The following is a 16,662-nucleotide window of genomic DNA, read 5'->3' as shown; positions in this document are numbered from 1 at the left end:
GCCGAACCCGACTGCGGCGGAACGATCGTCGACGGCTACTGCGACACCTGCGGCACCGCGCCCACCGCGGCCCCCGTGTACAGACCGTCCGCGCCGACGGTGAGCGCCAGCGGGCGCACCTCGAGCCGCTCGGTGCGCACGCACCGGTCCGGATCGGCCCGCTCGGCCGCGCGCGGCAGGCTCGGTGCCGGGCTGGTCGAGGTGCCGCCGATCCCGCGCGTCGACCCGGCCACTGCGGTGCTCACCGACCCGCAGGTCCCCGAAACCGACCGGTTCTGCGGCAAATGCGACAAGCCGGTGGGCCGCAGCCACGACGGCGTGGCCGGGCGCACCTCCGGGTTCTGCCCGCACTGCGGCACCCGCTACTCCTTCGTGCCCCGCCTGCGCGCCGGCGATGTCGTCGGCGGTCAGTACGAGGTGGCGGGCGCACTCGCGCACGGCGGCCTCGGCTGGATCTACCTGGCCGTCGACCATCGCGTCAACCGGCGCTGGGTGGTGCTCAAAGGCCTGATCGACACCGGCGACCCGGACGCGCTGGCGGCGGCGGTGGCCGAGCGCCGCTTCCTGGCCGAGGTCGACCACCCGAACATCGTCAAGATCCACAACTTCACCGAACACGCCGACGCCGATGGTGATCCGGTCGGCTACATCGTGATGGCCTACGTCGGTGGCACCTCGCTCAAGCAGATCCTGCGCACCCATCGCGCCGAGCACGGCGGCTACCTGCCGCCCGCCCAGGCCATCGCCTATGTGCTGGAAATGCTGCCCGCGCTGGGCTATCTGCACGCGCGCGGCTGGGCGTACTGCGATTTCAAGCCCGACAACGTGATGCAGACCGAGGAACGGCTCGAGCTGATCGACCTCGGCGCCGTCATCGCGATGGACGACCGCACCAGCCCGATCTACGGCACCATCGGCTACCAGGCGCCCGAGATCGCCGAGACGGGCCCCACCGTGGCCACCGAGGTCTACACCGCGGGCCGCACGCTGGCCGTGCTGATGATGCGGATCGCCTCCGTCGACGGGAAACTCGGCCCGCTGCCCTCGCCCGAGGCCGAACCCCTGCTCGCCCGGCACGATTCCCTGCATCGGTTCCTGCTGCGCGCCACCGACGAGGATCCGCTGGCTCGCTTCGGGTCGATGTCGGAGATGGCCGATCAGCTCACCGGTGTCCTGCGCGAGGTCCTGGCCACCGACGACGGACTGCCGCGTCCCGGCATGTCGAGTTCGTTCGGTCCGGCCCGCGCGGTCTTCGGCATCGACAGTGCCACCCCGGAACCCGCCGCGCTGATCGCCGGCCTGCCCGCCCCGCTGGTCGATCCGGCCGACAGCGGCGCCGCCCTGCTGGCCACCACCGACGCCGCGACGCCCGCCGAACTGGAGGCGGCGTTGACAGCGGGCCTGCGGGCGGTGGTCACCGGATCCGGTGAGTCGGTGGAGATTCCGCTGCGGCTGGTCCGCGCCGAACTCGAGGCAGGCGATGCCGAGGCCGCCTTGGCGCGCCTGGCCGCCTCCGATGTCGAACTCGACTACGACTGGCGCCGGATCTGGTACCGCGCGCAGGCGGCCCTGCTGACCGGCGACCACGCCTCGGCCGCCGCCGACTTCGAGGCCGTCTACGCCGCGCTGCCCGGCGAGCCCGCGCCGAAACTGGCCCTGGCGGCCGCGCTGGAACTGGGCGCGGTGGCGGCCGAAGCGGCCGCGGCGCAGCGTGATCGCGCGCTGGCGCTCTACGAACTGGTGTGGCGCACCGACCACACGTATCTGTCGGCCGCCTTCGGCGCGGCTCGGCTGCGGCGCGCGAAGGCGGACCGCGCGGGCGCCGTCGCGGTGCTCGACCAGGTCGACCGCGGGTCGTCGATGTTCACCGAGGCCAGGGTTTCCGCCGTGGAGACCCTGCTGGCGGGCCGTGCGCCGGGCGAACTGGACGAGACGCTGCTGCGGGAGGCGGGCGAGCGGGTCGAACGACTCAGCCTGGACTCGCGCACGCGGACCGCACGAGTGCGCATGCGGGTACTGGAGGCGGCACTGAACTGGATCCGGTCGGGACAGCGGCCGAGTGCGCCAGGCAAGCTGTTGGACGTGGAATTCACCGAGCAGGGAGTGCGGACGGGGTTGGAACGATGCTTGCGGACATTGGCTCGGGAAGCCGACGACATGTGGACCCGTTTCGTGCTGGTGGATCAGGCCAACGCGGTGCGGCCGAGGACCACGCTGTGAGCGCGCCGGGGTGTCCGGACTGCGTGGGGTCGGCCAGGGCGGGGCACCGCTTCTGCGAGGGGTGCGGGCGCGAACTCGGCGTGCGCAAGATCGCGCTGCCGGTGCACGATCCGGCCGCGACGCCGCAGTGCTCGACCTGTGGTGAACGCCGCTACGAGGGTGGCTTGTGCGCGCAGTGCGGCAGCCCGAAGCCGGTCCCCGACCGCTTCGAGGACGATCTGGGCGCGGTGTATCTGCTCACCGACCGCGGAATCAGCCACGCGCGCAACGAGGACGCCGTCGCCGCGGCCGTGCGCGACGGTGACGGCACCCGCGTGATCGTGGTCAGTGACGGCGTCTCCACCTCGCAGGACCCGCAGGCCGCCTCCGGCACCGCGGCCCGCTCCGGCGTCGACGCCGCGCTGGCCGCGCTCGCCGACGGCCGCTCCGCCCGCGACGCCGTGATGGCGGGCCTGGCGACCGCGACGGCGGCGGTGCGGGGGATGTCGCGCAGCAGCGAGTACGCGCCCTCGTGCACCTACGTGTCGGCGATCGTGCGCGAGACCGTCGAGGGCACCGAGATCACCGTCGCCAATGTCGGGGACAGCCGGGCCTTCTGGCTCGCCGCGGGCGACCCGACCGCCTCGCGCAGGCTCAGCGTCGATGACTCCTGGGCCCAGGCCCTCGTCGACGCGGGCGCCCTCGACGAGGAAGCCGCCATGCACGACCCGCGCGCGCACACGCTGCTGCGCTGGCTCGGCGCCGACGGCGGGGAAGCGCCGTGGTCGGCCAACTGCCTGCAGAGCATGGTCGTCACCGAACCCGGCACGCTGCTGCTGTGCAGCGACGGTCTGTGGAACTACCTGCCCGACGCCGTCGCCCTCGCCGGGTTCACCGTCGAGACCTCACCGCAGGCCGCGGCCCGCGCGCTGGCCGACTTCGCGCTGAACAGCGGCGGCAGCGACAACATCACGGTCGCGCTGGCCCCGGTCCCCGCGCCCGCTGCCGTTCCGCACGATCCAGGAGTGTCATGAGCTCAGCCGAGACCGCAGGAATATCGATCGCCGTCGACCAGAACGAGTTCCTCGCCGAGGGCACGCGCGTGGTCGACGCCGTGCTGACGGTGGCCACCGGCCCCGAACTCGCCGCCGTCGCCACGCCGCCGCCCCGGCTGGAGATCCTGATCATCGACTGTTCGGGGTCGATGGGCAACAAGCGCAAATTCGAGAACGCGCGCACCGCCACGCGCACCGCGCTCGACGAGATCCCCGACGGCACCGCGTTCGCGATCATCGAGGGCACCGAGTCCGCGCGGATGATCTACCCGACCGGCGCCCTGTCGGCGCCGGCGGATCCCGGCCATCGGGGCGCGGCCCGGCGCGCGCTGGACAAGCTGCGCCCCGACGGCGGCACCGCCATGGGTTCCTGGCTCGCGCTGGCCCGTCAGGTCGCCGCCGCGCATCCCGGCGCGCAGGCGCACGCCATCCTGCTCACCGACGGCAAGAACGAACACGAGACGCCGGAGCAGCTGGCCACCGAACTCGATCGCGCCGAAGGCCTTTTCGTCTGTGACTGCCGGGGCGTCGGCGACGACTGGATGGCCGCCGACCTGCACAAGATCTCCTCGAAGCTGTCCGGCGACGCCGACATGGTCGCCGATCCGAAGGATCTGGCCGCCGACTTCGCGAAGATGATGCAGTCCTCGGTGGCTCGGGTCATCCCGGAGCTCACCTTGAAGGTGTGGACCCCGGCGGGCGCGCGGGTGCGGATGGTCAAGCAGGTCGCGCCGGTGCTCGAGGACCTCACCGCGCGCCGTACCGACGCGGGCCCGCAGGTGGGGGAGTACCCGCTCTCGTCGTGGGCCGCCGAGGAGCGGGAATACCACGTGCAGATCGAGCTGGAACCGGCCGCGCCCGGCCGCGAGAAACTGGCCGCGCGCCTGAGCGTGCTGGCCGGTGACGAGGTGCTCGGTCAGGGGCTGGTGCGAGCGGTCTGGACCACCGACACCACCCTGTCCACCCGGATCAGCACCCGTGTCGCCCATTACACCGGGCAGGTCGAACTGGCCCAGGCCGTCCAGGAGGGGCTGGCCGCGCGCCGCAACGGCGATCTGACCACCGCGACCGCGAAACTGCGGCGCGCGGTGGAGCTGGCCGCGGCCTCCGGGCACGAGTCCACCGCCAAGCTGCTGCGCAACGTGGTGGAGGTCGACGACCGCGACGGCACGGTCAAGCTGCGCGGCCAGGTCGCCGCCGCCGACGAACTCGCGCTCGACATCCGCTCGACCAAGACCGCGCGGGTCCGGCCGGAGGGTTCCTGACATGCCCATCTGCGCGGACGGGCATCAGTCGCGCTCCCTGGACTACTGCGATGTGTGCGGCTCGGCGCTGACCGGTACCGGCGCATCGGATCCGGCCGAGCTGCGGCTGTGCCCGTCCTGCGCCATGCCGACCAGTGGCCGGTTCTGCGAGGTCTGCGGGTACGACTCGGCCCTGCCCGCGCCCGCGCGGCCCGAGCCCGACCCCCGCCGCGCCGACTCGACGCTCGTGCGCGTGGACGGGCCACGCGCGGACTCACCGGCCCGGGTCTGGGTCGCGCGGGTCTTCGCCGACCGCGAGTTCTACACCAGGGTCCAGGCCCGCAAGGGGCCCGACGCCGAGCGCGTCGCGTTCCCCGACTTCTATCCGGAACGACGGATCCCGCTGCACGGCAACCAGTTCCTGATCGGCAAGCGCTCGACCTCGCAGGGCATCGTGCCCGAGATCGACCTGGGTATCGCCCCGGCCGATCTCGGGGTGTCGCGCGCGCACGCGCTGATCCGGGCGGACCCGGCCGGTGGGCTCACCGTCACCGACCTCGGCTCCACCAACGGGACCAGCCTCGACGGCGCCGAGGAACCGATCCCGTCGCAGATCGCGGTCGAGCTGCGCGCGGGCAGCCGGATCCACGTCGGCGGGTGGACCACCATAGTGATCGACACGGGACCATAGACGAACCCGTTCGCCGAACCGTAGGGTCGGGACCATGACGAAGTTCGACGGGAAGACCTGCCTGATCACCGGTGCCGCCAGCGGGCTCGGCCGCGCCACCGCGTTCGCGGCCGCCGCCAAAGGCGCTGCCCTCGTGCTCACCGATATCACCGCCGACGCGCTCGCCGAGACCGCCGCCGAGCTGCGCGCGGCCGGCGCCACGGTGCCTCTCGCGCACGCCGCCGACGTCAGCGATCATTCCGCCGTGGTCGGTCTGGCCGCGCACACCTTCGAGGCGGTCAGCCGGGTCGACATCGTCATGAACGTGGCGGGCATCGCCACCTGGGGCACCGTCGACAAGCTCACCCACCAGCAGTGGCGGCGCACCGTCGACATCAATCTGATGGGCCCGATCCACGTCATCGAGGAGTTCGTGCCGCCGATGATCGCGGCGGGCCGCGGCGGTCACCTCGTCAACGTCTCCTCGGCGGCCGGGTTGTTCGGTCTGCCCTGGCACGCGCCCTACAGCGCCACCAAGTTCGGCCTGCGCGGTGTGTCGGAGGTGCTGCGGTTCGACCTGCGCAGGCACAAGATCGGTGTCAGCCTGGTGCTGCCCGGCGCGATGGCGACCCCGATGGTCGACAGCGTCGACATCGCCGGTGTCGATCGCGACAACGCGGCACTGCAGAAGGCGATGCGGCTGTTCCTGCGCCACGCGGTGACCCCCGAGCAGGCCGCCACCGCCGTGGTGAAGGGCGTGGAGCGCAACCGCTACTGGGTCTACACCTCTCGCGACATCCAGCTCGCGCACTGGGGCCAGCGCTATGTCCCCTACGGCTACACCCTGGCCATGCGCGGCCTCAACTCGGCCATGTCCGGCTACGCCGCCAAGAACGCCCTGGTCCGCTGACCGACCGCCCCGGATCGAATGATCCGGGGCGCGAACCGATGTCGCCGGGATCAGGACGCGGCGACCTCGTGCCCGGGCACGTAGGACCGGCACGATCAATTCCGTCGTCGCGGTCCGGGCCGACGAGGGCCTGGTCGCAGGTCTCGACGCCATGCGCACCCGGCCAGGCCCGGCCCGGATCGAACAGGCGACGACCCTGCGCCGCTGACCTCGCTCAGCGCACCAGATCGCTGGGGTCGGTATTGGCCCCGCACAGGATGACGCAGACCCGCTCGCCGGGTTCGGGCCGGTACGCCGCGCCGGCACCACCGTCGAGCAGCGCGGCGAGCGCGGTCGCCGCGCCCCATTCGACCGCGATCCGGTGCTCGTCCCAGAGCTGCCTGCGCGCCCGCCGGATCAACTCGTCGTCGACCAGCACCGAGCGCACGCTCTCGTGTTGCGCGGCGGCCAGCGCCATGGCCGAGACATTGGGCGCGCCCAGGGAATCGGCGGCCACCGAGTCGACGGTGACCTCGACCGGCCTGCCTGCCGCGAGCGCCGCGTCGAGCGAGCGGCAGCCCACCGGCTCGACCGCGACCGTGCGGATCCCGAGATGCTGTGCGGCGACGGCCGTTCCGGTGAACAGCCCGCCTCCACCGACGGCGACGAGCACCGTGTCGAGATCGGGCACGCGCGCGTGGATTTCGCGCAGCAACGTGCCCGCCCCCGCCGCGATGAGCGGATGGTCGTAGGCGTGCGAGGACAGCGCGCCGCTGGTCGCGGCGAACTCCTGGCACGCGGCCAGCGCCTGCTTGTATTCCGGACCGATCAGTCGTACCTCGGCGCCGTAGTCACGCAATCGCCGGATCTTGACCGGGGGAGCGGTGTCGGGCAGGAACACCGTCGCGGGTACCCCCGCTTCGCGCGCGGCCCACGCGCAGGCGAGCCCCGCGTTGCCGCCGGAGGCGATCGTCACACCGGCCGCGGGCAGCGTTCCCGCGGCCGCGTGCGCACGCACGAAATTCTGCGCGCCCCGCGCCTTGAACGAGCCCGTGAACTGCAGGAACTCCAGTGCGAAGGTCAGCGGATCGGTGCCGGGAGCGGCCGGTGCGACGGTGATCGGGCGGACCAGTCCGTCGATCCTGGCGGCGGCGGCCTCGATGTCGTCATAGGTCGGTGTCACTCCTCGACTATGCCATCGCCACAGCACCGTCGAAGGCGCTCCGGACCCCCTGCTGACCGGGCGAATTGTTACGGCGGGTTTACGCAGCCCTGAGGCTGGGTAAATAACAGATCGGTAACGAGCTCGAAGACGGGATGGCGTGTCGGTCTGGGGACGCGAACTCCCCGAGGTGATCCGGCGCACGTCCCGGCGTGTCAGCAAAGGATGTGCACATGAGCGAGCGCAGCGAACGGTGGCCGAACGCGGCCACCCACGCGGTCATGGCCGAACCGGCCGAAAGCGAGGTCCGGGCATGAGTGCGAACCTGATGATCGTGGACGACGACGTCCAGATGCGCGGCGATCTGCGCCGTGCGATGGAAGACGAGGGATACGCCGTCGCCGAGGCGGGTGTCCCCGAGGACGCTCTCGACCAACTCCGCAGCGACGGACCGCCCGACCTGATGATCGTCGACCTCATGCGCGGGGAGACCGACGGCTTCGACTGCATCCGGGAGATCCGCCGCGACCACGACGTGCCGATCATCGTGATCAGCACCCGCTACGACACCCACGATGTCGTCGCGGCCCTCGAGGCGGGCGCCGACGATTTCGTCAGCAAACCGTTCGAGATCAAGGAGATCACCGCGCGGATGCGCGCGCTGCGCCGGCGTGCCCGGATCACCGCCGATCGCGACGTCACGCCCGAGTCCGTCCTCGACGCCGACCCGGTGGCGCCGCTGGTGCTGGCCACCGACGCGGGTGCGGTCCGCCGCGGCGACGAGGAGATCCACCTCACGGTCACCGAGTTCCGCCTGCTGTGCGAACTCGCCGAGACCCCGGGCCGGGTGCTCAGTCGTGCCGTCCTACTCGAAAGAGTCTGGGACCAGGGCTTTTTCGGCGACGAGCGGATCGTCGACGTACACGTGCGCCGGTTGCGCACCAAGATCGAACGCGACCCGTCCGACCCGCGCATCGTGGTCACGGTGCGCGGCCTGGGCTATCGGCTCGATCCGCAAGCGTAGTAAAAGACTCGTCATACAACTGCAAAGAGCTCGACACAGAGACCGCAAAGTCGGTTCGACACTGTAGAGATATGCCTTCGTCCACCGTGTCCATCGAATCCGCTTCCGCCCCTGCGGTTCTCGGTTCCGAACCGAGACTGCGCCCACCGCGGCTGGGTGACGGAGCCCAGCTGTGGCGGATCGCCCGCGACTCGCAGGTGCTCGATGTCAACTCCAGCTACGCCTACCTGCTGTGGTGTCGCGATTTCGCCGCCACCTCGCTGGTCGCCGAAAGCGACGGCCGGGCGGTGGGATTCGTCATCGGTTACGTCCGCCCGGAAGCGCCGGACACCGTGTTCGTCTGGCAGATCGCCGTCGACACCGAGTTCCGCGGCCGCGGCCTGGCCGCCCGGATCCTGCACGCGCTGCTGGATTCGGTGGCCCCCGCCGGCATCACCACCCTGGAAACCACGATCTCACCCGGCAACACCGCCTCCCAGGCGCTGTTCGCCGCGGTGGCCCGCGAGCGCGGTGCGGGTCTACGCACCGTCGCTCTGTTCGAAACGCACGATTTCCCCGATTCACACGAGGCCGAGCAGCTGTACGTCATCGCACCCGCTCAGCGCCAGGAGGAACGACGATGATCACGACCACCGACACCAGCATCTTCGAAGCGATGGAATCGAATGTGCGTGGATACTGCCGTGACTGGCCCGCTGTCTTCGCCACCGCCGAGGGCGCATGGCTGCGCGACGAGGAAGGACGCGAGTACCTCGACTTCTTCGCCGGCGCGGGCGCGCTGAATTACGGCCACAACAACCCGGTGCTCAAGCGGGCGTTGCTGGACTACATCGCGAGCAACGGCATCACCCACGGCCTGGACATGTCCACCGTGGCCAAACGCGAGCTGCTCGAGACCATCCGCGACACGCTGCTGTCGCCGCGCGGCCTCGACTACAAGGTGCAGTTCCCCGGCCCGACCGGCGCCAATGCCGTCGAAGCCGCGCTGAAGCTGGCCCGCAAGGTGACCGGGCGCAAGACGGTGCTCAGCTTCACCAACGCCTTCCACGGCATGACCCTGGGCGCGCTGTCGGTCACCGGCAACGCCGCCAAGCGCGCCGGCGCCGGTGTGCCGCTCGAGCACGCCACGCCGATGCCCTACGACGGTTACTTCGACAACACCATCGAGGACTTCGGCTGGATGCAGCGCGTCCTCGACGACAGCTCCTCCGGTTTCGACCGCCCCGCCGCGGTGATCGTGGAGACCGTCCAGGGTGAGGGCGGGGTGAACCTGGCCCGCGCGGAATGGCTGCGGCACCTGGCCGGCCTGTGCGCCGCGCGCGACATCCTGCTGATCGTCGACGACGTGCAGATGGGCTGCGGCCGGACCGGTCCGTTCTTCTCCTTCGAGATCGCCGGCATCACCCCCGACATCGTCACGCTGTCCAAGTCGATCGGTGGCTACGGCCTGCCGATGGCGCTGGTGCTGCTCAAGCCCGAGCACGACCAGTGGGCGCCGGGTGAGCACAACGGCACCTTCCGCGGCAACAACCCCGCCTTCGTCACCGCGACGGCCGCGCTGCGCGAGTACTGGAGCGACGACAAGCTCGCCCAGCGCACCGCCGCCAACGGCGAATACGTCGGGCGCACCCTGTCCGCGATCGCCGATCGCTACGACGGCGTCACGACCCGTGGTCGCGGCATGGTGCACGGCATCGTCTTCGACGACCCGTCGCAGGCGGGCAAGGTCTGCCGCACCGCCTTCGAGCAGGGCCTGCTGGTGGAGACCTCCGGTTCGATGGACGAGGTGGTGAAACTGTTGCCGCCGTTGACACTCGGCAGCGACGAACTCGCCCGTGGCCTGTCGGTCCTGTCGTCCTCGATCGACACCGTGTGTGGAGGTGCCGCATGATCGTGCGCACCACTGCCGAGATCACCGGTACCGAACGCGACGTGGCAGGCCCCGGCTGGCGCAGCAAGCGCATCGTGCTGGCCGGGGACCGGGTCGGTTTCTCCTTCCACGAGACCACCATCGAGGCGGGCACCGTCCACGAGTTCCACTACCAGAACCATGTCGAGGCGGTCTGGCTGATCGAGGGTGAGGGCAGCCTGCTCGACCTCGACAACGAAGCCGTCTACCAGCTCGGCCCCGGGTCGATGTACCTGCTCGACGGCAACGAACGTCATCAGGTCAACGCCCGGACCCGGCTCCGGATGCTGTGTGTGTTCAACCCGCCCGTCACCGGCCGCGAGATACACGACGAGAACGGGGTGTATCCGCTCATCGTCGAGGAGGAGGATGCCCGTGTCTGATCGGCTCGACCGCTACCCGACCCGGCTGATCGAACCGGCCCCGCATATCGAACGCTCCGATCCGACAGTGTGGGGCCGGGTCTCCTCGCCCGAGCTGGCAGGTTTCGACGCCAACGGTTACGCGGTGATCCCCGACCTGCTCAGCCCCGACGAAGTCGCCGCGTTCGGCGCGGAGATCGGCCACCTCGCCGCCGATCCCGTGCTCTACGGCGACGACCGGGTGGTGGTGGAGCCGGTGGCCGGACAGGTGCGTTCGGTGTTCCAGGTGCACCGGCTCAGCAAGCCGATCGCGGAGCTGGTGGCCGAGTCGCGGATCGTCGGGCTCGCCGAGCAGATCCTCGGCTCGGCGGTGTACCTGCATCAGACCCGGGTCAACTACATGCCCGGGTTCGGTGGCAGCGGGTTCGCCTGGCACTCCGATTTCGAGACCTGGCACGCCGAGGACGGCATGCCCGCGCCGCGAGCAGTGAGCCTGTCGATCGCGCTGACCGACAACTACCCGTTCAACGGCAGCCTGATGCTCATGCCCGGCTCGCACCGCACCTTCGTGCCGTGCCTGGGGGAGACGCCCGAGGGGCACTACCGGGAATCGTTGCAGGAGCAGCGGATCGGTGTGCCGACCAACGACGACATCACCTTCCTGGCCGCCCGCTACGGCATCACGCAGTTCACCGGGCGGGCCGGGTCGGCCCTGCTGTTCGATTCGAACCTGATGCACGGTTCGTCGAACAACATCACGCCGTTCCCACGCTCGAACATCTTTCTGGTGTTCAACAGCGTGGACAACGCGCTCGACGAGCCGTACGCGGCGCCACGGCACCGGCCCGCGCACATCGCGTCCCGCGAGGTGGCTCCGGTGCGCGAGGCGGGTCCGGACGTGGTGTCGGTGCTGGCGGACCAGGCGCGTTAGCGCGGAAGTTCGGTGAGGGAGGCCGCGGCCCGCGGATCGTCGTGGGCCGCGGCCTTCCACCAGTGTTCGGCCCCGGCGCGATCACCGTCGCGCAGCAGCAGCACCCCCAGGTCGTAGGCGGCGGCACTGTGCCCGGCCTCGGCGGCCTGCGTCAGCAGTGTGCGCGCCGAATCGTGTTCGCCGCGTTCGTTCATCGCGGTCCCCAGGTCATAGAGCGCACGACCGATGCTCTGCCCGCCCGAGGTCTGCGGCGCGCGCAGGGTCGGCGCCGCGATCACCGGTGTCGACTCGACGTCCCGATCCGGTCGGATCTCCGGCGGCGGGGGAGCCGGGTGGCCCGCTGACCGGAAGTCGCGCGCTGCCGACATCGGCGGTTCGGACGGCAGGACGGTCGGTGGATCGGCCGCCGGTCGCATGCCGGTCGCCGGTGGCAGGACCGCCGAGGCGGGAACGACCTCGTCCGCTGCCGCCGATGCCGGTTCCTGTGGACCTGAGATCGGTTGCCGGGGAGGCGCAGCCAGCTGAGCGAAGGCCGCTGCCAGCGAACTGGTCGACGGCCTCGTGATCGCTTCCGAAGGTTCAGCTGTCGGCACCGCAACCGCCACTGGGGGCCCCATGGTCGGGAATGCGGTGGGCGCAGGAGGCTCAGGTGTCGGCATCGCAGCTGCTGACGGGGGCATCGCAAACGGGAATGCGGTGGGTGCCAACGCTTCGGGCGTCGGCGTCGCGACAGCTGCTGGGGGCCTGGTAGTCGGGACCGTGGCCGATGCCGGCGGTTCAGCTGTCGGCTCCGCGCCGGTTGCCGGTGGCCTGGCGTTCGGATTTGCCGACAGTGTCGGCAACGCGGAAGCCGGGGGTTCAGTTCGCGAGAACACCGACGGCGCCAGGGGATCGGCTGTTGGGAGGGCCGCCGCCAGCATCGCGGCCGTGATGGCGGGAGTCGGCGGCATGGTGACGGGCGCGAACGGGGTGTGTGCCGTGGCGGCCCGGATCGACGGCGGCGCGAGGGCGGAGGCCGGTGCCACGAACGGCGCGGGGTCCGGCGCCGGGAAGGTGGTCAGCTCCACCACGAGCTCGTTGAAATCCGGTGTGCCGGGCCCGGTGCTGCACCACAGCGTGGACGCGCCGCCCGGGAACAGATCGATGACCATGCCGTAGTTGCCGGTCCAGGACTGCTGGCTCCCCGACCCGGCCACCCAGACCGGGGTGAGTGTGAACAGCGGCTCGGGCCCGTCCACGGTGACCGTGATGTCGACGCCGTCGGCGAGCGCGTCGTACCAGATGTCGACGCCCTGCAACGATTTCCCGTTCAGGTGCACATACCCGCCCTGCACGGTCAGGCCGAGGCCGAGCCCGGTCACCTCGGGCGGCGCCAGCACCGAGACCGCACGCAACCGCACCGCCGTCGTTCCGGCCGGCAACGCCTCGGCGTACATCGGATATACCTCGGCGCCGCACCAGTCGATCGGGTCGGCGCTGGTGTAGCGCTGTTCGAGGGGAATCGGGTCGCCGAAAGGTCGCGCGCCGGGATGATTCATCGGTGCAGCCCACCCTTTCCGCGTTCGACCCCCATGCGGCGCCTGACGCTGGCCGCGGTTGCGCGCTACACCGTACTCGCGTCTACGAGATACCGCGACCCTTTCCGCGCAACGTCCCGGCGAACTCGCTGACCTGCGTCCGGAGTCGGATCCGAAGTCTCGGCAACGATTTTCGCCGGGGCGTGCCCGGCCTGCGGGTCACACAGCGACCGATTCGCCGATCTCCTCCTCGATCGCCGCGGGCGTGACCGGCTTCGGCGCGATGCGCGCCTCGTGGCGGCCCGCGACCACGACGAGCACGACGCCGACGGCGAGCCACGCGAACAGACCGAGCAAACGCGCCCCGAACCCGGCGGCGGCGTCGAAGTACAGCAGCGTGCGGAGGCCCTCGACGAAGTCGGCGCCGTTCCAGAACGAGTGCAGCGCACCGAAGAACCCGTTCTGCAGCTGCGGTCCGTAGACGCCGCCGGAGGTGGTGAAGTTCAGCATCACGAACAGGGTGATGAGCGCGAGCGTCGTCCAGCGCTTCAGGAAGGTGTGCAACCCGATCCCGATCAGGATGATCCCCGCGCTGTAGAGCCAGGCGACCCCGAACACCGCCGCGTAGTCGTGGTCGACGACCCCGAACACCGGGCCCGCGACGAGAATCCCGATCAGGCTCACCACGAACGCCGTCACCACACCGATCGCGGCGCGCACCCGCATCCGCAGCATCGCGCCCGCCGCCCCGATCACCGCGACACTGCCGTAGGCGCCCACGCTCAACGCGACCAGCAGGAAGAACAGGCCCTGCCCGGTCGGATCGCCGTCGGCCTTCGCGGTCACATCGGTGACGACCAGCGGCACGCCCTGATGATCGGACACCCGCCGGAATGCCACCTCGGCGGCCATCGCGGTGGTGTCGGAGCCTGCCGTGGCGACGAGCAGTTCCGGACGCCGCTCGTCGGGCACGTAGGCGCCGGTGAGGTCGCGATTGCCCAGCGCCTCGATCGCCGCGTCCCGGGTGGGCACGGTGATGATGTCGACGCCGTCACCCGCCTTGTCCTTCATCGTCTGCGCCAGCACCATCGCCTGCGGTGACTCGCCGACCACGGCCAGTTCGAGATGGTTCGGCGTCGGCTGGTGGAACGCGCCGAGATACGCGAACGCCATACCGAGGCACATCAGCAACGGAGTCAGCAGATGTCCGGCGACATGCCGGAGCTGGGTGGTGGTCATCGACGGAGATCTCCAAACAGTTGGTAAATGCAACTATGATTGTTGTAGCATACAACTATGAATGCGCCCGACACAAGAACCGCCGCCGTGGACGCCATCCAGCGCGAGCTCACCGCCTTCGCCCGCCGCGCGCGTGGCCGCGCCGCCGAGCTGCACCCCGAACTGAGTCTGGTCGCCTACAGCATCCTCGATCTGATCCTGGAGCGCGGCGGATGTCAGGCCACCGATCTGGCTGAACAGTTCCTGCTCGACAAGTCGACCGTCAGCAGGCAGGTCGGCGCGCTCGAGCGGCTCGGCTACCTCACCCGCGAGGTCGACCCCGGCAACCGGCGCAATCACCTGCTGCACGCCACCGAGTCCGGCCGGATCGTCGCGCGCGAGGCCGAGCGCCGCCGCCGCGAGGCCTTCACCGAGCGTTTCGCCGACTGGACCGACGCGGACGTCACGGCTATGGCGACCCTGCTCACCCGCTACAACCGGGGCGACTGAACGCACCCCGCCGTCGGCGCCGGAATCGCTCCGACCAGCCCGATCGGGCATCCCGCTGGCTATTGCGCGGGTCACCACCGCCGACGGGCGATGGCGCGGTGCGGCCCGCGAGTCGGTATAGTCGCCGCGGATGAGTAGTGACACCACCCACCCTGCGCAGCAGCCTTCCCCACGCCCGATCAATCGAGCATGGTGGCTGGTGCCGGTGTTGCTCACCGTGGTCTCGATCGCGTGCGTGCGCATCCCACTCTGGCCGTTCGAGCAGTACTCCGGCGGTTTCATCGACCTGCAGGTGTACCGCCTCGGCATCGAGGCCATGCGCGACGGCGCCGACATGTACGGCCAGCTGCCCAAGACCTCCATCGGGATCGGTCTGCCGTTCATCTACCCGCCGTTCGCCGCCATCGCGCTCGCGCCGTTCGCGCTGCTGCCCTGGGGTGCGGCGAAGATCCTCTATGTGGTGGCCTCGGTCGCCGCGCTCGGCTGGACGCTGTTCCTCGTCGCCCGCCGCTACCACCGCGACAACCGTCAGGCCGCGCTGCTGGTGACCGCGTGCGCGCTGCCCGCCGCGATGCTGCTGGAACCGGTGCGCTCGACCATCGACTTCGGTCAGGTCAACTTGCTGCTGATGGTGCTCGTCGCCACCGACTGCCTGCTGCCCAAGACCCGCTATCCGCGCGGCATGCTGATCGGCCTGGCCGCCGCCATCAAGCTGACGCCCGCCGCGTTCGTGCTGTTCTTCCTGGTCCGCAAGGACTACAAGGCCGCGGCCACCGCCGCGGCCACCGGCGCCGTCGCCACCATCGCCTCGTTCGCGCTGCTGCCCGGTGAATCCACCCGCTACTGGTTCGGCGGCCTCGGCAACGTCTCTGGCCTGAGCGGCTCGGCGTTCCACACCAACCAGTCCATCCAGGCCGTGCTGGCTCGCCTGCACGTCACCGGGCTGCCGTTCGACGCGCTCTGGCTGGTCCTGGGTGGCCTGCTGCTGGTCCTCGTCGTCGCCGCCATGCGCAAGGCCGCCGACGCCCCCGCGATCGCGCTGGCCCTCAACGCGGTTTTCACACTGCTGCTCTCGCCGATCTCGTGGTCGCACCACTGGGTGTGGATCGCGCCCGCGCTGCTGGCCATCGTCTGCCACGCGCGCACTCTGCCGATCGCCAGCGCAGGCGGCTGGTACGCCACGGCCGTCGTGGTGGCCGCGGTGTTCGTCATCGCGCCGCACAGCTTCCTGCCCGACGGCGAACACCGCGAGACCTCGTGGGCGTGGTGGCAGCACGTCGTCGGTGACACCTATGTGTGGCTCGCGGTCGGGCTCGTCGTGCTGTTCCTGGTCACCGGCCGCCACACCGCCGCCGCGAAGGCGACGGAGCCCACCGTCGTCGAGGAACCCGCGCGCGCCCGCTGAGTCGCGCGAAGGCCGTGGAGGTCCGGGTCGCCCAGCATTCTGCCGCGGCACCCGGCGGACCTGTCCCGCCGCCTGGGGTCGTCCGATCGGCGCCTGGGCCCGTGCGCAGATCGTCGTCATGCGTCTTGAACCGGGCACCCGCGCCCTGTGCGAGGTCGTCGGCGAACCCATGGCAACCGCCGACGACGCCACCACGATGTTCGAATCCATCGCCGGCGTCCGCCGGTGCTACGACCTCGGCGCGGGTCACCACCTCCTCGGCGTCGTTTCTCGACCCGGCCGACGGCACCGACACCGCCCCGACTTCTTCACGTCGCGCCGCGCCGTCCTGTTCGACCCGGCCGACTCCGTCGCCCTCCGAGTCGCCGCAGCGCCGTGGACGGACCGCCTCCCCGCGGTCACGGCCGCACCGGTCTATCCCACGCCGGGAACCGGCTTGCCGGCCCGCCCCGACGGCATCGTCGCCTGGGCCACCGAAACTCCGCCCGCCGCCCTCATCCGCTGGCTCCGCCGACGGCGTGAGGCCCGGACGTCCGCCGACGTCCGAGCCCCACGTGGAAACCGTTG

15 protein-coding genes and 1 pseudogene are annotated in these 16,662 nt (G+C 70.7%); 13 read left to right on the top strand and 3 right to left on the bottom strand.

Translation table 11 applies throughout. The features are described 5' to 3' along the window. Nucleotides 1-24: 24 nt before the first annotated feature. The 5 genes from ACIO52_RS27860 to ACIO52_RS27840 are packed head-to-tail and all read left to right on the top strand — an operon-like array spanning nucleotide 25 to nucleotide 6,078. On the top strand, nucleotides 25-2,220 hold the full coding sequence (locus ACIO52_RS27860; RefSeq protein WP_402648130.1) for a tetratricopeptide repeat protein: 2,196 nt from the start codon (nucleotides 25-27) through the stop codon (nucleotides 2,218-2,220). Further along, entirely contained in the window at nucleotides 2,217-3,233 is a 1,017-nt protein-coding gene (locus ACIO52_RS27855; RefSeq protein ID WP_402647999.1) for a PP2C family protein-serine/threonine phosphatase, read from the top strand. The genes ACIO52_RS27860 and ACIO52_RS27855 overlap by 4 nt, the downstream gene beginning before the upstream one ends. After that, nucleotides 3,230-4,519 (top strand): VWA domain-containing protein, encoded by a 1,290-nt coding sequence (locus ACIO52_RS27850; protein ID WP_402647996.1) that lies wholly within the window; start codon nucleotides 3,230-3,232, stop codon nucleotides 4,517-4,519. Before ACIO52_RS27855 ends, ACIO52_RS27850 begins: the two co-directional genes overlap by 4 nt. 1 nt (nucleotide 4,520) lies before the next feature. Next, nucleotides 4,521-5,189: an FHA domain-containing protein gene (locus tag ACIO52_RS27845; protein WP_402647993.1), complete on the top strand. Its 669-nt coding sequence runs from the start codon at nucleotides 4,521-4,523 to the stop codon at nucleotides 5,187-5,189. 34 nt (nucleotides 5,190-5,223) lie between these two features. Continuing rightward, a complete protein-coding gene (locus ACIO52_RS27840) occupies nucleotides 5,224-6,078 on the top strand; it encodes an SDR family oxidoreductase (protein ID WP_218716143.1) in 855 nt (284 codons plus the stop codon). A gap of 214 nt (nucleotides 6,079-6,292) precedes the next feature. Here the strand turns inward: ACIO52_RS27840 and ACIO52_RS27835 are convergent, their stop codons facing one another. Further along, entirely contained in the window at nucleotides 6,293-7,240 is a 948-nt protein-coding gene (locus tag ACIO52_RS27835; protein WP_218716144.1) for a threonine/serine dehydratase, read from the bottom strand. Nucleotides 7,241-7,532: 292 nt separating this feature from the next. Here ACIO52_RS27835 and ACIO52_RS27830 point away from each other — a divergent pair, with 292 nt between their 5' ends. The 5 genes from ACIO52_RS27830 (at nucleotide 7,533) to thpD (ending at nucleotide 11,445) form a co-directional block, all read left to right on the top strand. Further along, entirely contained in the window at nucleotides 7,533-8,243 is a 711-nt protein-coding gene (locus tag ACIO52_RS27830) for a response regulator transcription factor (protein WP_218716145.1), read from the top strand. A 71-nt stretch (nucleotides 8,244-8,314) separates the two neighbouring features. Next, nucleotides 8,315-8,866 (top strand): diaminobutyrate acetyltransferase, encoded by a 552-nt coding sequence (ectA, locus tag ACIO52_RS27825; protein WP_255586690.1) that lies wholly within the window; start codon nucleotides 8,315-8,317, stop codon nucleotides 8,864-8,866. Beyond that, nucleotides 8,866-10,134 (top strand): diaminobutyrate--2-oxoglutarate transaminase, encoded by a 1,269-nt coding sequence (gene ectB, locus ACIO52_RS27820; protein WP_218716156.1) that lies wholly within the window; start codon nucleotides 8,866-8,868, stop codon nucleotides 10,132-10,134. The genes ectA and ectB overlap by 1 nt, the downstream gene beginning before the upstream one ends. Next, nucleotides 10,131-10,535, top strand: a complete 405-nt coding sequence (locus ACIO52_RS27815) for an ectoine synthase (protein ID WP_218716146.1) — start codon at nucleotides 10,131-10,133, stop codon at nucleotides 10,533-10,535. Before ectB ends, ACIO52_RS27815 begins: the two co-directional genes overlap by 4 nt. Further along, entirely contained in the window at nucleotides 10,522-11,445 is a 924-nt protein-coding gene (gene thpD, locus ACIO52_RS27810) for an ectoine hydroxylase (RefSeq protein WP_218716147.1), read from the top strand. Before ACIO52_RS27815 ends, thpD begins: the two co-directional genes overlap by 14 nt. On the opposite strand, the gene ACIO52_RS27805 is transcribed toward thpD, so the two are convergent. Then, on the bottom strand, nucleotides 11,442-12,983 hold the full coding sequence (locus tag ACIO52_RS27805) for a hypothetical protein (protein WP_342801925.1): 1,542 nt from the start codon (nucleotides 12,981-12,983) through the stop codon (nucleotides 11,442-11,444). The genes thpD and ACIO52_RS27805 overlap by 4 nt on opposite strands. A 198-nt stretch (nucleotides 12,984-13,181) precedes the next feature. Beyond that, nucleotides 13,182-14,201, bottom strand: coding sequence for a hypothetical protein (locus ACIO52_RS27800; protein ID WP_316575094.1), 1,020 nt, complete (start codon nucleotides 14,199-14,201; stop codon nucleotides 13,182-13,184). Between the two features lie 57 nt (nucleotides 14,202-14,258). Here ACIO52_RS27800 and ACIO52_RS27795 point away from each other — a divergent pair, with 57 nt between their 5' ends. The 3 genes and pseudogenes from ACIO52_RS27795 to ACIO52_RS27785 all read left to right on the top strand — a co-directional run. Further along, the gene (locus ACIO52_RS27795; RefSeq protein WP_402647987.1) at nucleotides 14,259-14,690 is read left to right on the top strand and encodes a MarR family winged helix-turn-helix transcriptional regulator; all 432 of its coding nucleotides are present in this window, start codon (nucleotides 14,259-14,261) and stop codon (nucleotides 14,688-14,690) included. Nucleotides 14,691-14,820: 130 nt separating this feature from the next. Further along, nucleotides 14,821-16,095, top strand: coding sequence for a glycosyltransferase 87 family protein (locus ACIO52_RS27790; protein ID WP_255586693.1), 1,275 nt, complete (start codon nucleotides 14,821-14,823; stop codon nucleotides 16,093-16,095). Further along, nucleotides 15,983-16,588: pseudogene (locus tag ACIO52_RS27785) on the top strand (hypothetical protein); the annotation flags it as partial. The gene ACIO52_RS27790 and the pseudogene ACIO52_RS27785, both read left to right, overlap by 113 nt. Nucleotides 16,589-16,662 lie beyond the last annotated feature (74 nt).

It is taken from the genome of Nocardia sp. NPDC087230, assembly GCF_044744725.1.
Lineage (GTDB): Bacteria > Actinomycetota > Actinomycetes > Mycobacteriales > Mycobacteriaceae > Nocardia > Nocardia canadensis.
This window is presented reverse-complemented; position numbering and strand designations above follow the sequence as displayed.